The sequence below is a fragment of the Wolbachia endosymbiont (group A) of Rhinocyllus conicus genome, from assembly GCF_947250775.1.
GTDB lineage: Bacteria > Pseudomonadota > Alphaproteobacteria > Rickettsiales > Anaplasmataceae > Wolbachia.
Window position 1 is genome coordinate 221,292 of sequence record NZ_OX366349.1, and the last position, 17,729, is coordinate 239,020.

Annotated in this window: 17 protein-coding genes and 3 pseudogenes; 16 read left to right on the forward strand and 4 right to left on the reverse strand. The window is 34.7% G+C overall.

What is annotated here, in order from left to right; all coding sequences use genetic code 11:
* Window positions 1-574: 574 nt before the first annotated feature.
* The 6 genes and pseudogenes from OOK92_RS01070 to OOK92_RS01095 form a co-directional block, all read left to right on the forward strand.
* Window positions 575-820, forward strand: a complete 246-nt coding sequence (locus OOK92_RS01070; protein WP_264735972.1) for a hypothetical protein — start codon at window positions 575-577, stop codon at window positions 818-820.
* Between the two features lie 65 nt (window positions 821-885).
* On the forward strand, window positions 886-1,107 hold the full coding sequence (locus OOK92_RS01075; RefSeq protein WP_264735974.1) for a hypothetical protein: 222 nt from the start codon (window positions 886-888) through the stop codon (window positions 1,105-1,107).
* A 1-nt stretch (window position 1,108) separates the two neighbouring features.
* Window positions 1,109-1,441 (forward strand): annotated as a pseudogene (locus tag OOK92_RS01080) (Holliday junction resolvase); the annotation flags it as partial.
* 5 nt (window positions 1,442-1,446) lie between these two features.
* Window positions 1,447-2,184: pseudogene (locus tag OOK92_RS01085) on the forward strand (terminase gpA endonuclease subunit); the annotation flags it as partial.
* Window positions 2,171-2,395 carry a gpW family protein gene (locus OOK92_RS01090; protein WP_253309098.1) on the forward strand — a complete coding sequence of 75 codons (225 nt, stop codon included), beginning with the start codon at window positions 2,171-2,173 and terminating at the stop codon, window positions 2,393-2,395. The pseudogene OOK92_RS01085 and the gene OOK92_RS01090, both read left to right, overlap by 14 nt.
* Before the next feature lie 26 nt (window positions 2,396-2,421).
* Window positions 2,422-2,907 (forward strand): annotated as a pseudogene (locus tag OOK92_RS01095) (DUF1016 N-terminal domain-containing protein); the annotation flags it as partial.
* Window positions 2,908-2,993: 86 nt separating this feature from the next.
* Here the strand turns inward: OOK92_RS01095 and OOK92_RS01100 are convergent.
* Entirely contained in the window at window positions 2,994-3,254 is a 261-nt protein-coding gene (locus OOK92_RS01100; protein ID WP_264735976.1) for an HNH endonuclease signature motif containing protein, read from the reverse strand.
* 9 nt (window positions 3,255-3,263) lie between these two features.
* Window positions 3,264-3,971, reverse strand: a complete 708-nt coding sequence (locus OOK92_RS01105; protein WP_264735977.1) for a group II intron maturase-specific domain-containing protein — start codon at window positions 3,969-3,971, stop codon at window positions 3,264-3,266.
* Window positions 3,972-4,273: 302 nt separating this feature from the next.
* Here OOK92_RS01105 and OOK92_RS01110 point away from each other — a divergent pair, with 302 nt between their 5' ends.
* Window positions 4,274-5,953 carry a recombinase family protein gene (locus tag OOK92_RS01110; RefSeq protein ID WP_264735978.1) on the forward strand — a complete coding sequence of 560 codons (1,680 nt, stop codon included), beginning with the start codon at window positions 4,274-4,276 and terminating at the stop codon, window positions 5,951-5,953.
* A gap of 199 nt (window positions 5,954-6,152) precedes the next feature.
* The gene (locus tag OOK92_RS01115) at window positions 6,153-6,326 is read left to right on the forward strand and encodes a hypothetical protein (RefSeq protein WP_264735979.1); all 174 of its coding nucleotides are present in this window, start codon (window positions 6,153-6,155) and stop codon (window positions 6,324-6,326) included.
* Between the two features lie 455 nt (window positions 6,327-6,781).
* On the opposite strand, the gene trmB is transcribed toward OOK92_RS01115, so the two are convergent.
* Window positions 6,782-7,447 (reverse strand): tRNA (guanosine(46)-N7)-methyltransferase TrmB, encoded by a 666-nt coding sequence (trmB, locus tag OOK92_RS01120; RefSeq protein ID WP_253309594.1) that lies wholly within the window; start codon window positions 7,445-7,447, stop codon window positions 6,782-6,784.
* A 147-nt stretch (window positions 7,448-7,594) separates the two neighbouring features.
* On the opposite strand from trmB, the gene OOK92_RS01125 reads away from it, so the two are divergent.
* From OOK92_RS01125 to OOK92_RS01135, 3 genes are all read left to right on the forward strand, one after another.
* Window positions 7,595-9,247 carry a 30S ribosomal protein S1 gene (locus OOK92_RS01125; RefSeq protein ID WP_264735980.1) on the forward strand — a complete coding sequence of 551 codons (1,653 nt, stop codon included), beginning with the start codon at window positions 7,595-7,597 and terminating at the stop codon, window positions 9,245-9,247.
* A gap of 29 nt (window positions 9,248-9,276) precedes the next feature.
* Window positions 9,277-9,555, forward strand: coding sequence for an HU family DNA-binding protein (locus OOK92_RS01130; RefSeq protein WP_264735981.1), 279 nt, complete (start codon window positions 9,277-9,279; stop codon window positions 9,553-9,555).
* A gap of 72 nt (window positions 9,556-9,627) precedes the next feature.
* Window positions 9,628-9,954, forward strand: a complete 327-nt coding sequence (locus OOK92_RS01135) for a cell division protein ZapA (RefSeq protein ID WP_182183710.1) — start codon at window positions 9,628-9,630, stop codon at window positions 9,952-9,954.
* On the opposite strand, the gene OOK92_RS01140 is transcribed toward OOK92_RS01135, so the two are convergent.
* The gene (locus OOK92_RS01140) at window positions 9,929-10,207 is read right to left on the reverse strand and encodes an FAD assembly factor SdhE (protein WP_182158663.1); all 279 of its coding nucleotides are present in this window, start codon (window positions 10,205-10,207) and stop codon (window positions 9,929-9,931) included. The genes OOK92_RS01135 and OOK92_RS01140 overlap by 26 nt on opposite strands.
* A gap of 100 nt (window positions 10,208-10,307) precedes the next feature.
* Between OOK92_RS01140 and rseP the strand changes: the two genes are divergently transcribed.
* Genes rseP through OOK92_RS01165 form a run of 5 tightly spaced genes read left to right on the forward strand, consistent with a single transcriptional unit; the run spans window position 10,308 to window position 17,640 of the window.
* On the forward strand, window positions 10,308-11,426 hold the full coding sequence (gene rseP, locus OOK92_RS01145) for an RIP metalloprotease RseP (RefSeq protein WP_264731241.1): 1,119 nt from the start codon (window positions 10,308-10,310) through the stop codon (window positions 11,424-11,426).
* Window positions 11,427-11,433: 7 nt separating this feature from the next.
* Window positions 11,434-13,770 (forward strand): outer membrane protein assembly factor BamA, encoded by a 2,337-nt coding sequence (gene bamA, locus OOK92_RS01150; protein WP_264736423.1) that lies wholly within the window; start codon window positions 11,434-11,436, stop codon window positions 13,768-13,770.
* Complete coding sequence (locus tag OOK92_RS01155) at window positions 13,771-14,322, forward strand: OmpH/Skp family outer membrane protein (RefSeq protein WP_264731237.1); 552 nt, start codon at window positions 13,771-13,773, stop codon at window positions 14,320-14,322. It begins immediately after the preceding gene.
* Window positions 14,323-14,326: 4 nt separating this feature from the next.
* Window positions 14,327-14,767, forward strand: a complete 441-nt coding sequence (fabZ, locus tag OOK92_RS01160) for a 3-hydroxyacyl-ACP dehydratase FabZ (protein WP_253309601.1) — start codon at window positions 14,327-14,329, stop codon at window positions 14,765-14,767.
* Window positions 14,768-14,796: 29 nt separating this feature from the next.
* Window positions 14,797-17,640, forward strand: a complete 2,844-nt coding sequence (locus tag OOK92_RS01165; RefSeq protein WP_264735982.1) for an FAD-dependent oxidoreductase — start codon at window positions 14,797-14,799, stop codon at window positions 17,638-17,640.
* The last annotated feature ends 89 nt before the right edge of the window (window positions 17,641-17,729 follow it).

The following is a 17,729-nucleotide window of genomic DNA, read 5'->3' on the forward strand; positions in this document are numbered from 1 at the left end:
GTCCTTATAACACTATTTGTAATTTAGGTAGGAAAGAAATCCTTCTTTTTTAAATTAATGCGTGTAGACCCCTTTAAAACGCAAATAAAAGGCATCTTTAGTAATCTTACTGTTACAAAACAAACTTGCTTGCAAGTTTATCACGGTTTTTATGCTTTGTAAAGAAAAATTTGAAAAAATTGTAAAAACACAGCTATGTAGCCGACAATCAACTTTGCAATTTAAAATTATTTTAACTTTTTTTCAAATTCATCATAAAAAACCATGAGAAACACGGTAATACATTAGTATAGGGGCAATGAAACAGATTACCTTGTAGGATGATTCTTGGATTTCCGTTGTTGGTCAGCAAAAAACTATAAATTGCTAGTGTATTTTGAAGGAACCAAACGATATTTAGTGCTGCTCGTAGTCAATGTTTTGGTAATTTTATGATAAATGCAATAGATTGTTCAAGAGTAAAAGTGGGTTGGTTCACCTCCTGAAAAAGAATTCACAGTACAAAATTGGCTCTCTGTAGGGATATCTCAGTGGTGATTATGAAGTTGGTAAGTCCCTTCTCGTTCAGCAATTAATGACAGCAGTTGCTACCGGAAAACCTTGGCTCAGTATAGATGTTAAACAAGTTAAGACATATGCTTTATTTTGTGAGGACGAAAAAAAAGATCTTATACGCAAGCAATGTGCAATAAATGAGTTATACCAACTGAATCCTGATCTTGTCAACAATATTCGTTTATTATCTCGAGTAGGTGAAAATAATTCACTTATAGTTTTCAATGACAGCTATACAGGTCCCTTATTTTCACGATTTGCTTGAAGACATAAAATCTTTTCAACCAAAACTTGTGATATTGGATGCAGCTTCAGATTTATTTGGAGGAGATGAAAATATCTGTACTCACCGTAATGCAGCTTTGTTGTGCCAATATAGCAAGGACAGTAAATTGCGCTGTTTTGCTGTGTAAACACGATACAAATATAGATATGTGGCATAATAGGGCATTTTACTTATCTAGATCAGAAGAAGCAAGTGATGAACGTGTTCTACAGTTCAGAGAATTTAGTCATTTTTTGCGTTATCAAGATGGGGTCTTTGTAATTTAGGATGTCTATTTTAACACTCGACCTCGGCAAACAAACAGGTTGGGCTATTCTTACAGATGGAGTAATTCAAAGCGGAAGTGAGAGTTTTCATGGTAGCCGTTTCAGCGGAGGTGGCATGTGCTTTTTAAGTTTTAGTAATTGGCTTAATTCCTTGAAAGACATTTCTGTAGTGTATTTTGAAGAAGTAAGAAGACACCTTGGAACTGATGCTGCGCATTGTTATGGTGGTTTCTTTGCCGTTTTAGCTACTTGGTGTGAAAAGCATCATATACCTTATCAAGGTGTACCTGTCAAGACGATAAAACGTTTTATCACCGGTAAAGGCAATGCAAGTGTGGCAAAGTAGTGTTAACGGCAGGGGTTGATGTACAAAAAGATCGTTTAGAGGCAGAAATTGTAGCATGGGGAAGAAATCGAGAAAGTTGGTCAATAGACTACCAAGTATTTGAAGGAGATCCGGGAGGAGAAGAAGTATGGGGAAAACTTTCGGAGTTATTAAATCATCATTTTATCGGTGAAAATGGGCTTGAATACATGATAAGTATGATGGCGGTTGATGCTGGGTATGCAACACAAGAGGTATACAACTGGGTAAGGAGTCATCAAGGATCTGGGAGAGTAATGGCAGTGAAAGGAGCAAACAAAGCGCTAGTGCCACTTAGCAGCCCAAGTAGAGTAGATGTAACAGTTAGCGGACAAAAGCTAAAGAAAGGAATGAAGCTGTGGCCAGTTGGGGTATCGATATTAAAGTCAGAGCTTTTTCAGCTACTTAATGTTTTAAAAAACGGGCCGGGGTATTGTCATTTTCCAGAGTATCCACCTGAATATTTTAAGCAGCTAACCGCAGAGCAACTAATTACCAAAGTAGTAAAAGGGTATACCAAGCAAGAATGGCAAAAGATAAGAGATCGAAATGAAGTACTAGATTGCAGAGTTTATGCAAGAGCAGCATCGATAGCACTGGGAGTAGACAGATGGCCAGAGAGTAAATGGGAGAGTTTAGTAGGTGAAAAAACTAAAAAGCCTAAAAAGGTAAGAAAGAGTAGATGGCTGGGTGAGAAGAATGTACAGCAGTGAATATTTAGCCCAAGTTGAAGAAGCGATAAAGAAGCTGCAAAGCGGGGAAAGGGTTGTCTCAATTGCATATGGTGACCATGTAGTTCGGTACGGGGAAGTTCAAATAAAGGATTTATTGGAGCTCAGGCAACGAATCAAAGCAGAGTTAAAAGTTGCAGGTGTGAAGCCGAAGAGAAAGATTGTTATTGCAACGAATAAAGGGATCATATAATGATAAAAATCGTTGAAAGGAACACTATGACAAAAATTATAGGAAAAGAATATACAGAATTTTTAGAGCAGTTGAAAGATCGTATTGCAACAAGCCGTTATAAGGCAGCAAGAACAGTAAATAAGGAACTGCTACTGCTTTATCATTATATTGGAACGCGGATTCTAGAAAAACAAAAGAGTCAGAGTTGGGGATCTAAAGTAATTGAGCAGTTAAGTAGAGACTTAAAGGCTGAATTCCCGGAAATGAAAGGTTTTAGCACGAGAAACTTGAAATATATGCGTCAATTTGCAGTGGAGTATCAAGATATTGAATTTGTGCAACAACTTGTTGCCCAATTGCCGTGGGGACATAATGTATTTCTAATGGACTTAGTTCAGGACAAAGAAGCGAGGCTATTCTACATAAAAGAAGCTATTGAACATGGCTGGTCACGTAACATTATGGTGATGCAGATAGAGCTTGGTCTACATAAACGTCAAGGGAAAGCTATTACTAACTTGTTGTCTAAGTGAAGAAGGTCGCCCTTCCTCACTCGACTGCAAAACCGTACGTGAGACTTTGCGCCTCATACGGCTTCTCTCTAATTTGGTGCTTTTCATGCACACCTCCTGTGTAATTCATCGTGACAATGTCCATGTAACAAAGATAAGTTTGTGATCATATTGTTTCGTCTATTCCGGTCTTTGTGATGTATTTCTATTGTATCATCACTTTTAAACCATAGTCTACAATTATCGCATTTACTTTGTTGCAACCTCAATAATTTTATTACTCCTAGTGGCTTATCTGGTATTTTTCTCAGACGTTTACCCCAATATACCCAATCACCATCATATGGGGATCTGGTTTTTTGCACTTTGATATGTCATTTAATAACATGATCGCTGTGTATAGTAAGACGTACCTTGTTACTTGTCATAAAGCGCCAGTTTTCGTTATTATACTTCTTAAAGTACTTTCTTTTTATCCAGCATCTCCCTTTGTTTGGGTGCCTAAAAACTGCCCACTTCCAGAGTTTTCTATGCATAATATTATCCAATGAGCTAAAGATTTTACATGAAACTACCGAGGAGTAATATTGACTCCATCCTCTGTTTATTGGATTGAGATCCTTTATCACCCGTTCTTGTGGTGCTCCACGCATTTCTCTGAGTTTATGTTTAATAGCTAGTGTATGCTGTTTTATAGAATTACGACTTGGTTCGATTAATAACTTGTAACCTTTCTTACTTTCTTTTATTGGATATTGTCTTATTGAAAATCCAAGAAAATCAAATCCTGGTTTTGTTTCGTCAATGGTTCTTAATGTATGAGAAACTCTTGTTTTAGAGGGCTTTAATTTTAGTCCAATGGTTTCTAACCATTCTTCAACTAAAATTTTTGCTTTAAGAATAATCTCTTCGTTTTCATGTATGATGACAAAATCATCACAGTAGAAAATTACACTAATAGACTTTTGCGCGTTTCTATGCGATATCCTACCATATTTTCTTTTCATGCATTGAAAGAGTTCGTTTGTTAATGCTTTTTTGACATGTTGCTCTAATCCGTGTAATGCAACACAAGCTAGCAACGGTGAGATTACCCCGCCAACAATGTTGCAAAAAACGTAAAATTAGAGAAAAGCATTTCTCGAAAACTTCTATGTCCAAAAACAAGAGTGCCATTTATTTATAGTGCCAACAATCAATTAACCATCAGTTTCAATGAATGATATGAACATATTATTTCAAGGAAAGTTCATGGGAAATAAGAGATTAGCTATACGGATTAGCTGTAGCTATGAAACTAACCGGTTGGCAGAAAAGTATTTGTTAGATGCTTATGAAAAAGCCGTGTCAAAGCAAGTAAGCCAAAAAAATTTAAAACATAAAAATGGGATTCAAGGAGGATCAAATGGTAACAGTGAGTTTATATGCAAGAGTTTCTTCGGGGAAACAAGCACAAGAAAATACAATAGCAAGTCAAGTTGCAGCTTTAGAGAAGCAAATTAGTACGGATGGATACAAATTATTAAGTGAGTATAAATTTATTGATAATGGCTACAGTGGATCTAATCTAGTCCGTCCTGATCTAGAAAAGTTACGTGATAAAGTAACAGAAGGTAAAATTGATAGAATTTACATTCATTCACCTGATCGCTTATCTAGAAAATATGCATATCAAATGGTATTACTTGAAGAATTTGAGAAAGCAGGAGCAGAAACGGTTTTCTTAAATTATGAGATTAACGATAATCCAGAATCTCAATTGCTGTTACAAATGCAAGGTATGATAGCAGAATATGAACGAGCGAAAATTATGGAACGAAGTCGTCGCGGAAAGATTTATGCAGCTAATAAAGGTTGTGTAAGCGTAATGGGAGGAGCTCCTTATGGTTATCGTTATATAGATAAATATATGGGAGGAGGACAAGCTTTATTTGAAATAAACGAAGAAGAAGCTAATGTTGTTAGGAAAGTATTTTTGTGGATAGGAAGAGAAAGGACAAGTATTGGGGAAGTGTGTCGTCGGCTAAACACTATGTCTATTATAACACGAACAGGAAAAAAGTACTGGGATAGAAGTGTGATTTGGGGTATGTTAAAAAATCCTGCTTACAAAGGACAAGCGGCTTTTGGTAAAACAAAAGTAGGTATAAAGTTACAACATATCAGACCACAGAAACATTCTTGTGAACAACCGAAAGATAATTACTCTACCTATTCTGTTGAAAAAGCAAATTGGATTTATGTTAAAGTGCCAAATATAGTGGACGAAGATGTATTTGATATAGTTCAAGAACAATTAGCTGAGAATAGAAAAATAGCAAGGACAAGAGAAAGAGGAGCAAAATATTTACTACAAGGTTTAATCGTATGTAAGCGTTGTCGTTATGCATATTACGGAAGTCCTGTAAGAAATAAGCGAGGAGAAAAAATTGATCATTATGCTTATTATCGTTGTATTGGTAGAGATTCTTACCGTTTTGGTGGTAATAAAATTTGTGATAATAAACACATTCGTACAGATGCATTAGAAACAGCCGTTTGGGAAGAGGTTAAGCATTTATTGAAAAATCCAAATAGGGTTTTAGAAGAATACAGGCGTAGACTTTCAGAGCTTAAAAAATCATCATGGGATCAAAAAAGCGATTTACTAGAGAAACAAGAAAATAAATTAAAACGTGGTATTGCTAGACTTATTGATAGTTATGCTCAAGAATATATTAATCAAGAAGAATTTGAACCACGAATTAAAGCAATGAAACAAAGTTTAAAAACAATTGAAGAGGAGAAGAAAAGGATATTCGATCAAAAGAAATTAAAACAGGAATTAACTTTGGTTGTAACCAATTTAGAAGACTTTTCTTCCAATATTACATCAAACCTTGATAACGCAGACTGGCTAACTAAACGTGATATTATTAGAACGTTAGTCAAGAGAATTGAAATTAACCTTGAGGACGTAAATGTGGTATTTCGTGTAAAAGAGCTACCAAACTCTCCTGGAAATAATCGAGAAGAAAAGAAAAATTTGCAACATTGTTGGCGGGGTAATCCCGCTACGTGTTAGCGGGATCTATGTTAAGGTATGACGGTAAGTATTCCGCTACTTGTTAGCGCCGCGGCGGTATAGATCCCGCTACGTGTTAGCGGGATCTATGCTAAGAGATACCGCGAATGAATCGCGGTATGACGGTTCACGGTGGTATGACGATAAGCCTCGTCATCCCGCTACGTGTTAGCGGGATCTATGCTAAGAGATACCGCGAATGAATCGCGGTATGACGGTCTGCGGCGATATGACGGTTCGTGGCGGCATGACGATAAGCTCGTCATCCCGCTACGTGTTAGCGGGATCTATGCTAAGAGATACCGCGAATGAATCGCGGTATGACGGTTCACGGTGGTATGACGATAAGCCTCGTCATCCCGCTACGTGTTAGCGGGATCTATGTTAAGGTATGACGGTTAAGTATTCCGCTACTTGTTAGCGCCGCGGCGGTATAGATCCCGCTACGTGTTAGCGGCTAAGAGATACCGTGACGGTATGACGGTTCGCGGCGGCATGACGAGAAAGGGGCTACTCGGATGACAACAAAGGGCTACTTGGATGACACCCTCTTGGATGGAAGCCAGTGTCAGCTACTTTCATGACACCATTCTTTTTTCTGGATTCAAGTAGTCAGGGCACTGCCGTCTTGGATGGAAAGGCTGGATCCAAGTAGTCATACCAATGTCTCCTATTTGACTGGTCAACAATGAGAATTGGTATTAGTTTGGGTTATGCAAGAAGTCTATTCCTTCATAAGGAGAAATAGTTAAAGGAATTTACTCTATTTCTCCCTCTTTTTTTATTATTTTTAATCTATAGTTAACGTAAAAGAGATATGCAAAAACTCTATTGATCCATAGTCTGCAAATTATTAATAACACTTACTTTAAAGAACCTTACTTTACGCTGATCTTTGAGCGCTCTTTTGTGGTATTTTGTAAGAGTATAACTTGTGAAATCGTCTTCCCTATAGATTAAAGAGTTACACTGCTTTATATGTGATGCTATCCACTCTGCATAGTCCTGATGATCGGTTGCAATGAATATTTCCCCTGTTATAAGTATTTTTTTTGCTAATAAATTTAAAAATTCCGTATTAATTAATCGTCTTTTATTGTGACTTCTTTTTGGCCATGGATCTGGAAAGAGGATAAAGAATCTTTCAACACTGTTGTCAGGAAAATTTGCAATCAATTCTCTTGCATCTTCTGTCCATATTAAAATGTTTTTTATGTTTTGTATTTCTATGTTTGTTAGCAAGCGAGAAACCCCCTTTAAGTAGGGCTCACATCCTATAAATAATAGATCAGGTTCATTGAGCACCTGGTAAAGCATATTTTCACCGTTGCCAAAGCCTATTTCTACCCATATTCTTTTTCGTGAATTTACAATCTTCTCTATAGATTCCTTGCTGTTTTGAATAGAATATTTTTCCAATATTTCATCAACATCCGGTTTTAACCTGGACCTTCTGGAGAACGATCTAATCCACTTGCTATTCTTAAATAGCATATTCTTGATACATATATAATTTTCTCACTATATTTTATATAGCTTAAACAATTCTCGAAATGAATTAACGAAAAATTACTTGTCAATAATTATTAATATTATATAATATATGAGTTCTAATAAAGTTTAAATTAAAGGTCACATTGCATGAATAATAATGATCCAGTTGTAAATCTACCGGTTACTATCAGAAAGCTATCATCAAACAAGTTTATAGAAGAGATATGTCAAGGCCAATTTGAGGATCAAGATAATGCCTTGTTTGAAGATTCTTTTGTTAACAAAATTAAAGAAGGAGATGTGGTAGAAGGTGTAATTACAAGAATAAACCCTAACGACGTTGTGGTTGATATTGGTTTAAAGTCTGACGGGAGAATTCTGATCAAGGAACTCGGTTGTAATGATGAGATCATTATTGGCTCGAAAATTAGAGTTTATGTGGAAAGAATTGAAGATTATCATGGTAATGTTGTTCTTAGCCGTGAAAAAGCAATTAGAGACGAGAAATGGAATAAGTTGGAAGAAGATACAGTTACAAGAGCTGAAGTAAGCGGAGTTATTAAACGCTCAATTAAATGTGGTTTTATTGTTGATCTTGGTGACGGAATAAGCGCTTTTTTACCGCTGAGTCATGTGGATTTGAAGCAAGTAAAAGACGCGAAGCACCTTATTGAAACTGAACAAAAGTTCATCGTGCTTAAAATGGATAAGAAGCAAGGTAATATTGTAGTATCAAGAAAGCTGGTGTTAGAAAAATTGCACGCTGGTGAAAAAATTAAATTTTTAGAATCTTTAAATGAAGGCGATATAATAGAAGGAAAAATAAAAAGCATCACTCATTACGGTGTATTTGTCGGTATTCATGAATCAGATGTAGTGGGAGTTATAGATGGATTGCTACATATTACAGATATCTCTTGGAGTAGAGTGAGTCATCCATCTGCAGTTTTTGCTTGTGGCCAGACTATAAAAGTTAAAATTATAAAAATAGATAAGGAAAATGCTAAAATTTCCTTGGGTGTGAAGCAGCTAGAAGATAGCCCTTGGCAAGATGCAGAGTCAAAATATCCAGTTGATAGTGTGCATAAGGGTTATGTAACAAGCATAGAAGATTATGGATTGTTTGTTGAGCTTAGACCTGGAATTGAAGGTTTAGTGCACTCGTCAGAAATAACTTGGGTTAAGAGTAGTTTACCAGTTAGTAGTCTCGTAACAAGGGGACAAGAAGTATATGTAAAAATTCTCAGTATTGACATTGCTAAGAGTAGGATGAGTTTAAGCATGAAAAGGTGTGTAGACAACCCTTGGCAAGTATTTATCAAGAAATATCCTCCTGGTTCTATTGTTTCTGGTGAAGTGAAGAATAATACCGGCTCATATGTATCTGTCGCTTTCAATGATTCTGAAATAGATGAGAACGTAGAAGGGACAATATATGTGAAAGATTTAAGTTGGTCTAAAAATAGCTCAGATGAGATAAAGAAGTATAATGTAGGTGATAAAATAGAAGCAAAAGTAATAAGGGCTAACGTGAATCGGGCAAGAATTTATCTTGGAATAAAACAAATAGAGTATGATCCTCTTGAAGAACTGATAAAGAAAGTTAAGGTAGGCGATAAAATACAGGTTGTTGTAGGTAAGAGAGAAGATAATGGACTAGTCGTTGAAGTTGAGAACGATGTAACCCTTCTAATAGATCAAGAGCATTTACCGGAAAATAAAAAGTTCTCTATATCAGAAAAAATAGAAGTTGAAGTATTGGGTGTTGAAGAATATAACATAGTATTATCTGCTAAGTGATAAGGTTTACTTATTTTGGCTTCATATAAATGGCAACAAAGTCTGATATAATAGCGAGGGTAGCAAAAAGACATCCTTTTTTAGATAAGATTGTTATAGCAGCTATAGTTGATAGATTTTTTGGGATACTTTCAAGCACATTGAAGCATCATAATAGAGTTGAAATTAGGGGATTTGGTTCTTTTTCAGTTAGAAGTTATCACTTGAAAGAAACAAGCCATTTAATGTTACAGAAGTTTACAAAGAATCAATACTTTAAAACATATTTTCGTAGCAGTAAAAAATTATCTGATTTGATAAATGAATAAAAATTTATACCATAAATAAGATGAAAGTAGGGGTTTGAGTTTATACTGTACGATAGAAATTTTTAGCACCATATGCAAGTAGTAGAAATAGTTATACGTAATAACACATACAAAATATCTTGCGAAAGTGGGAAAAAGAGCCATTTATTACGTCTTGCTAATAGTTTTGACAAGCTAGTTGGTTCTGTATCTCAAAAAACTGGAGGTAAGGGTTCGGATGCATTAAATTTCTTACTTGCAGCGCTAATTCTTGAGGATAAAATTTTAGAATTAACAAAGCGGTTGGATGAAGCAAATCAAGAGCGCGAAAAGTATAGAAACGAGAAAAGAATAGAATATATTGAGGTACTAGATAAGGTAAATAAGATTATCACTAATCTTGAGTGCATAAAGGATTAGCTTCAATAAAGCAAGCAATTAAATTGACTATCTGACTATTTAAGCCAGGAGGGAGGTTTGTCTTACGAGTTATGTAACAATATAATTCGTAATCATCAAGATCAACTATTTTTTCGTATTCGATTAGTTCGCTCAAGGAAAATTTATCAAGATATTTCAATGCGAAATGCCCTAAAAGTATATCGGTTTCTTTGCAACCCCTATGCCAGCTTCTATACATCAATTTTCTTCTGAGTAGTGAGGTATCTGTCATTACAATTAAACTTTTTTTTAATTTAAAAGTTAAACTAAATACTTGTCAAGCGAGGCGTATTTTAATATACTTAAGATTTGGTTAAGATCTAAATATACAGGTGGAATTAATTTCTAATCTTATTCATCAATTTAGCGATGGAATATATTGTTTTTTGTCATTTGCCTTAATCATTTCTGTTATAGTGTTTGTGCATGAATATGGGCATTATGTTGTTGCCAAAGCATGCAAAGTTAAAGTTGAATCTTTTTCTATAGGTTTTGGTCCTGAAATTTTTGGTTTTAACGATAAGTCTGGAACTAGATGGAAACTAAGCGCTGTTCCATTGGGTGGTTATGTTAAAATGTTAGGGGATACTAATGCAGCGAGTGTCCCAGCTGATCAAAAAGAATTAACTGAAGAAGAAAAGTTGTATTCATTTCATACAAAACCGCGGTATAAAAAAGCAGCAGTGGTTTTTGCAGGACCTTTTGCAAATATGATACTTGCTGTTATAGCTTTTACAATATTTTTTAGCACGGCAGGTTATTACCGCACTCCACCGGTGATTAGGGATGTAATTGAAGGAAGTGCAGCCAAACAAGCTGGCCTATTACCAGGTGACACTATTACACAAATCAATGAACATAAAATAAAATACTTTGAAGATATTTCACGTGTGATAATGTCGAACCCCAAGACGAGAATGGAAATTAAATATAGCAGAAATAATGAGGAGCGTAGAACTAGCCTGACTCCATTGACAATTGAGAGTAGAGATGTTTTTGGCAACATAATAGAAAGAGAAACTATAGGGATTATTTCAGTCAATACATTAAAGCAGTCATCTTTTCTTGGGGCTGTGAGCTTATCAGTAAGTGAAACTTACCACACTATGTGCTTAACGATCAAAGCTATCTTTCAAATTATCGTTGGTAAGAGAAGTGCAAGTGAAATAGGTGGACCAATAAAAATTGCAAAATATTCAGGGCAATCAGCCAAAAAAGGATTTATTATGGTTGTGTATCTCATGGCAATTATTTCAGCTAATTTAGCTGCGATTAACTTGCTACCAATTTCGCTACTGGATGGTGGGCATTTATTTCGTTATATTATAGAAGCAGTTATACGTAGAGATTTAAGTTTGAAATATCAAAAATATGAGGCTACCTTTGGTGCTTTCATTTTGTTCTTGCTGATGGCAATTGCAATTTCGAATGATATTAGGAGTCTTTTTTAAAATAAATATGAAAAAGCTATTTTACATACTAATAGTAATTTTTATCTCCTTTCCCGCTCTACTTGTTGCTTTAGAAAATAAGGAAAAAGTACAGATAAAAGATATCAAATGCATTGGCAATGAGCGAGTAAGCAATCAAACAATAGGGTTTTATATAAAGTTAGAACCTGGTAGCTATGTAGACGACGATGATATAGATTCGATTATAAAAGGTTTATATAAAACAAAGTTGTTTGCTAGTGTTAACGCTTATATCGATGATAAAAAAAGTTTAGTAGTAAAAATTCAAGAAAATCCACTAATTAACAAGATAATATTAAAGGGTAATAAATTATTTAACAGCAAAGAGCTGCTAAATAATGTAATTCAATCAAAATCGCTAACTATTTTCACTGAAACAAAATTGCAAAACGATTTAATGAATTTAATCACTACTTATAGAAATAACGGTAAGGTTGGTGTTAACGTTGCATATGAGCTGAATAAGCTTGATAGTAATAGGGTCAATCTAATTTTTAAAATAAAAGAAGGTAAAACCTCTAAAATTAAGGATATAAGATTTATAGGTAACAAAAACTTTTCTGAAAACGAGCTAGAGCAAGCTATTAAAGTGCATAGTAATGACATATTTAGTAAGTTATTTAGAGCCATGTTTAAGGGCGGAACTCGTTATTCACCACAATATTTATTGATTAACACAGAATTGCTCGATCGTTTTTATTCGTCTAAGGGATATATTCAAAATAATATTCAACCGATTGTTGAGATTGATAATAACAATAAGATAGAATTGACTTTTTTGATTGACGAAGGACAGCAATATTTGTTTGGAAATAATGAGGTTAATATTGAAACTGAAATTCAGGATTTAAGCCTAAAAGAAGAAATATTGGACTTTATAACAGAGGAAAACGATAAGATATTTAATAGAGTTAAAATTAATAATACAGTAGAAAAAATAAACAAGTATTTAAATGAGAAAGGATATATATTTGCAAAAGTTAATCCAGAGTATGCACAACGTGACAATGTTGTAGATGTGACCTACAGAGTGCTGCCGGGTAAAAAGATTTATATAAATCAAATTACAATTGATGGTAACGATCGCACTTTAGATAAAGTGATCAGAAGTAAGCTAAGTGTAGCAGAAGGTGATGCGTACAATATATCTGAGATTCAAAAATCACGTAAAAAACTAATGAGTAGTGATTTTTTTGAAACAGTAAAAGTAAATAGTTACGCAGTTAATGACAATGCAGTAAATCTTGACTTAAATGTTAAAGAAAAAAGAACTGCTTCATTATCTTTAGCAGGAGGTATGTCCTTTCCTGGTGGAGCATTTGTAAAAACTGATTTCACAGATCGTAATTTATTTGGTAGTGGTAAAGAGCTCTCTTTTGCTCTTGAGAAAAATCAATATTCACTTTCTACTAATGTAGAGGTTGTTGAAAATAATTTTAACGATTCTGATACATCACTAGGTGTGGGCGTATTTTATGAAAAACAAGATAAACCACACACTAGCTTCGACAGTTGTGACATGGGATTTTCAACAAAATTATCATACAAAGTTATAGAAAACTTAACTAATTCCATTCGCTACTCTTACAAGTATAACCGTATACATATGGATAATAAGGATGGAAAAGACAATGACATCTCTGATATAATAAAGGGGCAAGAAGGTGAACATCAGATTTCATCAGTAGGATACACATTGGCATATAATAAACTGGATAATCTTTATGCTCCAAAAGAAGGATATTTATTGCGTATAAGTCAGGATATTTCAGGATTGGGAGGGAATGTAAACTTCCTAAAATCTGAGTTCTTGTCTTTTTACACGCATCCTATATTAAGTAAAATTGACGATAGCATAATACTACGCTTTAAGATGGCAGCAGGTCATATTTTTTCTTATACCGATGAAGATCTAAACATTGGCCAGCACTTTTTTAAAGGGGGTAATGAGATTAGAGGGTTTGACCTTTCCGGCATTGGACCAAGAGCAGAAGACAAAAATAAAAGCTCATTGGGAGGCAAAACTTATTTTAATTTAACACAGCAAGTAGATTTCCCACTACCAAAACTATATGACTATGCTGGTATCAAAGGCTCATTATTTGTTGACTATGCAACACTTTTTGGCTTAGATGATAAAAATGAGAAATATAAAGATCCATATAATGATAGTAAGCTTATAAGAGTGTCACCAGGTTTTGGCTTTTCAATGCCTTCTCCTTTTGGTAGACTTAGATTAGATTTTGGGTTTCCTTTAGTAAAGGAATCTTATGATATAATACCATCACCAAATGTTAAATTTTCTATTGAAGCGGGGATTTGAATGAAATATATACAGTTATTTATATCAGTTATTGCCTTAATTATTTCCTTATTTGTGGGGTATAAGTTTGCAGGATATCAACCTCAGAACACAAAGGCTGCCATTATTGATAGTGATAAAGTTATCAATGAATCTCTTGCTCTGCGAAACATACAACAACAAATAAAGGAGCAGAATTCTAGATTACAACAAGAATTTGAAAGTGAGTTAGAAAAACTTAAGCCATCAAAAGAAGAATTTGAACTTTTGTCAGAAGAAGCAAAAAAGGAAAAGACAGAACAGTTTAATAAGCATACTGTAAATGCTAGAGATGCTTACGCTGAAAAAATGTTGTATTTAGAAGAAAGTTATAGAGATGCAGTAGAGAGTGTTTTTAACAAGATAAAAGAAGTTGCTAAAAAAACGGCAGAAAAAAACAACATAGATTTGGTACTATTTATTTCAAAAAAGAACCAAGTTTTATACTCTATGGATGAAGTTGATTTATCGGATATGGTATTAAACAATATAAACAAGGAAATACCTGAATTTGCTTTAAAAGGCATTGAGTAGGCTTATGCAATTTAATATCAGTGATATTATAAAAATACTACCACATTCTTATCCGTTTCTCTTAGTAGATAGGGTTATAGAGTGTGATCCTGGTAAAAGTATAAAAGCAATCAAAAATGTGACTTTTAATGAGCCATTTTTTATTGGTCATTTCCCTGGTCATCCAATAATGCCAGGAGTCTTGATAATTGAATCGCTAGCTCAAGCATCTGCTATATGTGTTCTTGGTAAAGAAAGCCAAGGTACAATAGAAAACAAAGCTATTTACTTTATGTCTATTGAAAATGCAAAATTCAGAAAGCCAGTCACTCCAGGGGACACACTGATTCTGCAAGCTAATGTTAAAAACGCACGTTTAAGTGCATGTAAATTTGAGTGTATTGCGTGTGTTGGTGAAGAAAAGGTTGCAGAAGCAACGATTTTAGCTATGCTACAAAATACGTAATATACAAAAGACAGTGTGCATACTGTATAATGCAGCTTAATATCTCATTTTCAAATTTATATACTCGCAGTGGATTAATAAAATTGGATGAGACATTTTTGAATTATATTAAATCATGTGATGAAAGCTTGTTTTGTTCATTAATTGAAGCAAGGGAAAATCAGATTGGTAATAGCCAGTTAATAGTAGACCTCTCATATTTATTTGACGAGTTCATTGCAAAACTTTTCAACATTGAAAAAGAAATAGAAGAGCTAAAGAAAAAACATAATGACTTTGCTGTGATATATAAATGCAAAAGGTTATTTGTCCAACGCTACGCATTGAAGAAATACATTAATGTGGCGAATATAGATATTACTAACAAACTAAGTCATTTTCTCACTTTGCCAACAACAGAAAAAAATTTTGCCGAGCAGGTGATGCATTGGTTTGAAGATAAAGAAAATCACAAAGAAGAAATAGAACTTGCGGCACAATATGCAGTGTGGAGAGTAAAAAATAAACGGAGTATACTCTTTAGTATCCATAGGAAAATTGACCATGAAAATCTCATACCATTTTCTAAAAAAGAAGTGGACAAAGTTGAAGTGCTGTATTCAAATGAAGTAAAAAGACGATATGGTTTTGATCTAACAAGCAAAAAGGTGAGTTTGAACAAAGCATTAGATAACGCTCACTACTGCATATTCTGTCATAAGCAAAATAAGGACAGCTGCTCAAAGGGGCTAATTAATAACGACAATACTTTTAAACAGTCCCCACTAAAAGTTGAGCTGCATGGCTGTCCACTAGAACAGAAAATATCAGAAATGAATCTGGTGAAAAGCGAAGGCTACAGCATAGCAAGCCTTGCAATTGTGATGATAGATAACCCATTATGTGCGGCTACTGGGCACAGAATATGCAATGACTGCATGAACTCGTGCATATATCAGAAACAAGAACCCGTGAATGTGCCAATGATTGAAACAAGGATTTTGGATGATGTGCTTAATTTACCGTACGGATTTGAAATATATTCTCTGCTCAGCCGTTGGAATCCTTTAAATTTTCAGCGTTCATTGCCAAGAGAAAACACCGGAAAAAACGTTCTAGTTGCAGGCCTTGGTCCTGCTGGTTTTAATTTAGCTCATCATTTGTTGAATGATGGGCATAACGTTATCGCTATTGATGGATTAAAAATTGAGCCTTTGATCGATAATTTCCAGCTAATTAAAGATTTCAAACACGAAAAATTGAGTGAACGCACGGCAGGTGGGTTTGGTGGGGTGGCAGAATATGGCATTACTTCTCGGTGGGATAAAAATTACTTAAAAATTATCAGGTTATTACTAGAAAGACGTGAAAATTTTGCAATTTATGGCGGCATTCGTTTTGGTGGCACAATTACCGTGAAAGATAGCTTCAATCTAGGTTTTGATCACATCGCCTTGGCGCTTGGCTCTGGCAAGCAACGAATGATCAAAATAAAGAATATACTAGCTCGTGGAGTGCGTATGGCATCTGACTTTCTTATGTCGTTACAACTGACTGGCGCTCTTAAATTTGATTCTATAGCAAATCTGCAAGTTCGTATGCCGATAGTTGTCATAGGTGCGGGGCTTACTGCGATTGACACTGCCACTGAAGCTTTAGCGTATTATCCAATTCAAGCAGAAAAATTTCTTCTTCGTTATGAGATATTAGTTGATAAGTATGGAAAGGACTGTGTTGAAAAGGATTGGACAGAGGAAGAGCGCGAAATTGCGAATGAGTTTATATCGCACGCACAATTGATCCGAGAAAAGCAAAAGTTAGCGAAAAAAGAGAGTAGAGAAATAAAAATATTAGAGTTAATGCAGAGTCTTGGGGGAGTGAAAGTTGTATATAGAAAAGAGCTAAAAGATTCGCCAAGTTATCGATTAAATAGCGAAGAGGTGCAAAATGCACTGTCAGAAGGGATTTACTTTATTGAAAACTTAGAGCCAGTTGAAGTTGTGACGGATAAATATAATCATGCTGAATCAATAAAACTAATAGACACAAAATCCGGCGAAATCAAATGCATGAAAGCACGTTCTATTTTTATAGCAGCAGGTACTGAGCCAAATACGGTTATTGCAACAGAAGATAAAAAGCATTTTAAATTAAGCAATGGGTATTTTACTCATTTGAATTCATCAGGAAAAGAAATAGATCCAATATTTTCTCCTAAGATGCAGAATAAAGACAGAATATTAGTATATAAGCAAGGCAATAAAACAATTAGCTTTTTTGGTGATCTTCATCCTTCGTATAGCGGCAGCGTCGTGAAAGCTATGGCAAGTGCTAAGAACGGCTACCCTATTATTTCCCAGCTTTTGAATAGAGTTAATAGCTTCGTTTCTGTCACTCCAGCTAGAATCTCGGAGTCATATGCACAATTGTATGAATGTTGTAATGTAAGAGTAACTTTCACCAAAAAAGATGTCATCCAAGTAGCTGACACTGAGATCCAGAAAAAAAATGCGTGGTCAAGCGTTGAAGATCTGGCTAACAAAGAATTTTTCAATAAAATCAAAGAGCAATTCACTGCAAAGGTTATAAAAGTTCAATATTTAACAGACAAAGTTGTGGAAATAGTGATCAAAGCACCACTTGCGGCAAAGAATTTTAAACCTGGACAATTCTTTAGGTTGCAAAATTTTGAAACCAATAGCAGAAAAGCCAATAATACAAACCTTGCTATGGAAGGTATAGCCGTAACCGGCACTGAAGTAGACAAAAAAAAAGGAATTATTTCCACTATTGTGCTTGAAACTGGCGGTTCCACTAATTTATGTAAATGTTTTAAAGAAGGTGAACAAGTAATTCTTATGGGTCCAACTGGCAGCCCTACTGAGGTTTACTAAGTCTCAATATTAAAGTGATGCCAAATTTTATTTCAAAAAGTAAATAATTTACTAACGCTCGTGCACAAATTAAAAATAAATTATGCACG

What these genes read in the sequence shown, in the direction of transcription:
- OOK92_RS01135 (WP_182183710.1), top strand. Translation starts at nt 9,628, where the DNA reads ATGCAAGTAGTAGAAATAGTTATACGTAATAACACATACAAAATATCT.
- fabZ (WP_253309601.1), top strand. Translation starts at nt 14,327, where the DNA reads ATGCAATTTAATATCAGTGATATTATAAAAATACTACCACATTCTTAT.
- OOK92_RS01140 (WP_182158663.1), bottom strand. Translation starts at nt 10,207, where the DNA reads ATGACAGATACCTCACTACTCAGAAGAAAATTGATGTATAGAAGCTGG.
- OOK92_RS01165 (WP_264735982.1), top strand. Translation starts at nt 14,797, where the DNA reads ATGCAGCTTAATATCTCATTTTCAAATTTATATACTCGCAGTGGATTA.
- OOK92_RS01130 (WP_264735981.1), top strand. Translation starts at nt 9,277, where the DNA reads ATGGCAACAAAGTCTGATATAATAGCGAGGGTAGCAAAAAGACATCCT.
- bamA (WP_264736423.1), top strand. Translation starts at nt 11,434, where the DNA reads ATGAAAAAGCTATTTTACATACTAATAGTAATTTTTATCTCCTTTCCC.
- OOK92_RS01155 (WP_264731237.1), top strand. Translation starts at nt 13,771, where the DNA reads ATGAAATATATACAGTTATTTATATCAGTTATTGCCTTAATTATTTCC.
- OOK92_RS01110 (WP_264735978.1), top strand. Translation starts at nt 4,274, where the DNA reads ATGGGATTCAAGGAGGATCAAATGGTAACAGTGAGTTTATATGCAAGA.
- OOK92_RS01070 (WP_264735972.1), top strand. Translation starts at nt 575, where the DNA reads ATGACAGCAGTTGCTACCGGAAAACCTTGGCTCAGTATAGATGTTAAA.
- trmB (WP_253309594.1), bottom strand. Translation starts at nt 7,447, where the DNA reads ATGCTATTTAAGAATAGCAAGTGGATTAGATCGTTCTCCAGAAGGTCC.
- OOK92_RS01075 (WP_264735974.1), top strand. Translation starts at nt 886, where the DNA reads ATGAAAATATCTGTACTCACCGTAATGCAGCTTTGTTGTGCCAATATA.
- OOK92_RS01115 (WP_264735979.1), top strand. Translation starts at nt 6,153, where the DNA reads ATGAATCGCGGTATGACGGTCTGCGGCGATATGACGGTTCGTGGCGGC.
- OOK92_RS01125 (WP_264735980.1), top strand. Translation starts at nt 7,595, where the DNA reads ATGAATAATAATGATCCAGTTGTAAATCTACCGGTTACTATCAGAAAG.
- OOK92_RS01090 (WP_253309098.1), top strand. Translation starts at nt 2,171, where the DNA reads ATGTACAGCAGTGAATATTTAGCCCAAGTTGAAGAAGCGATAAAGAAG.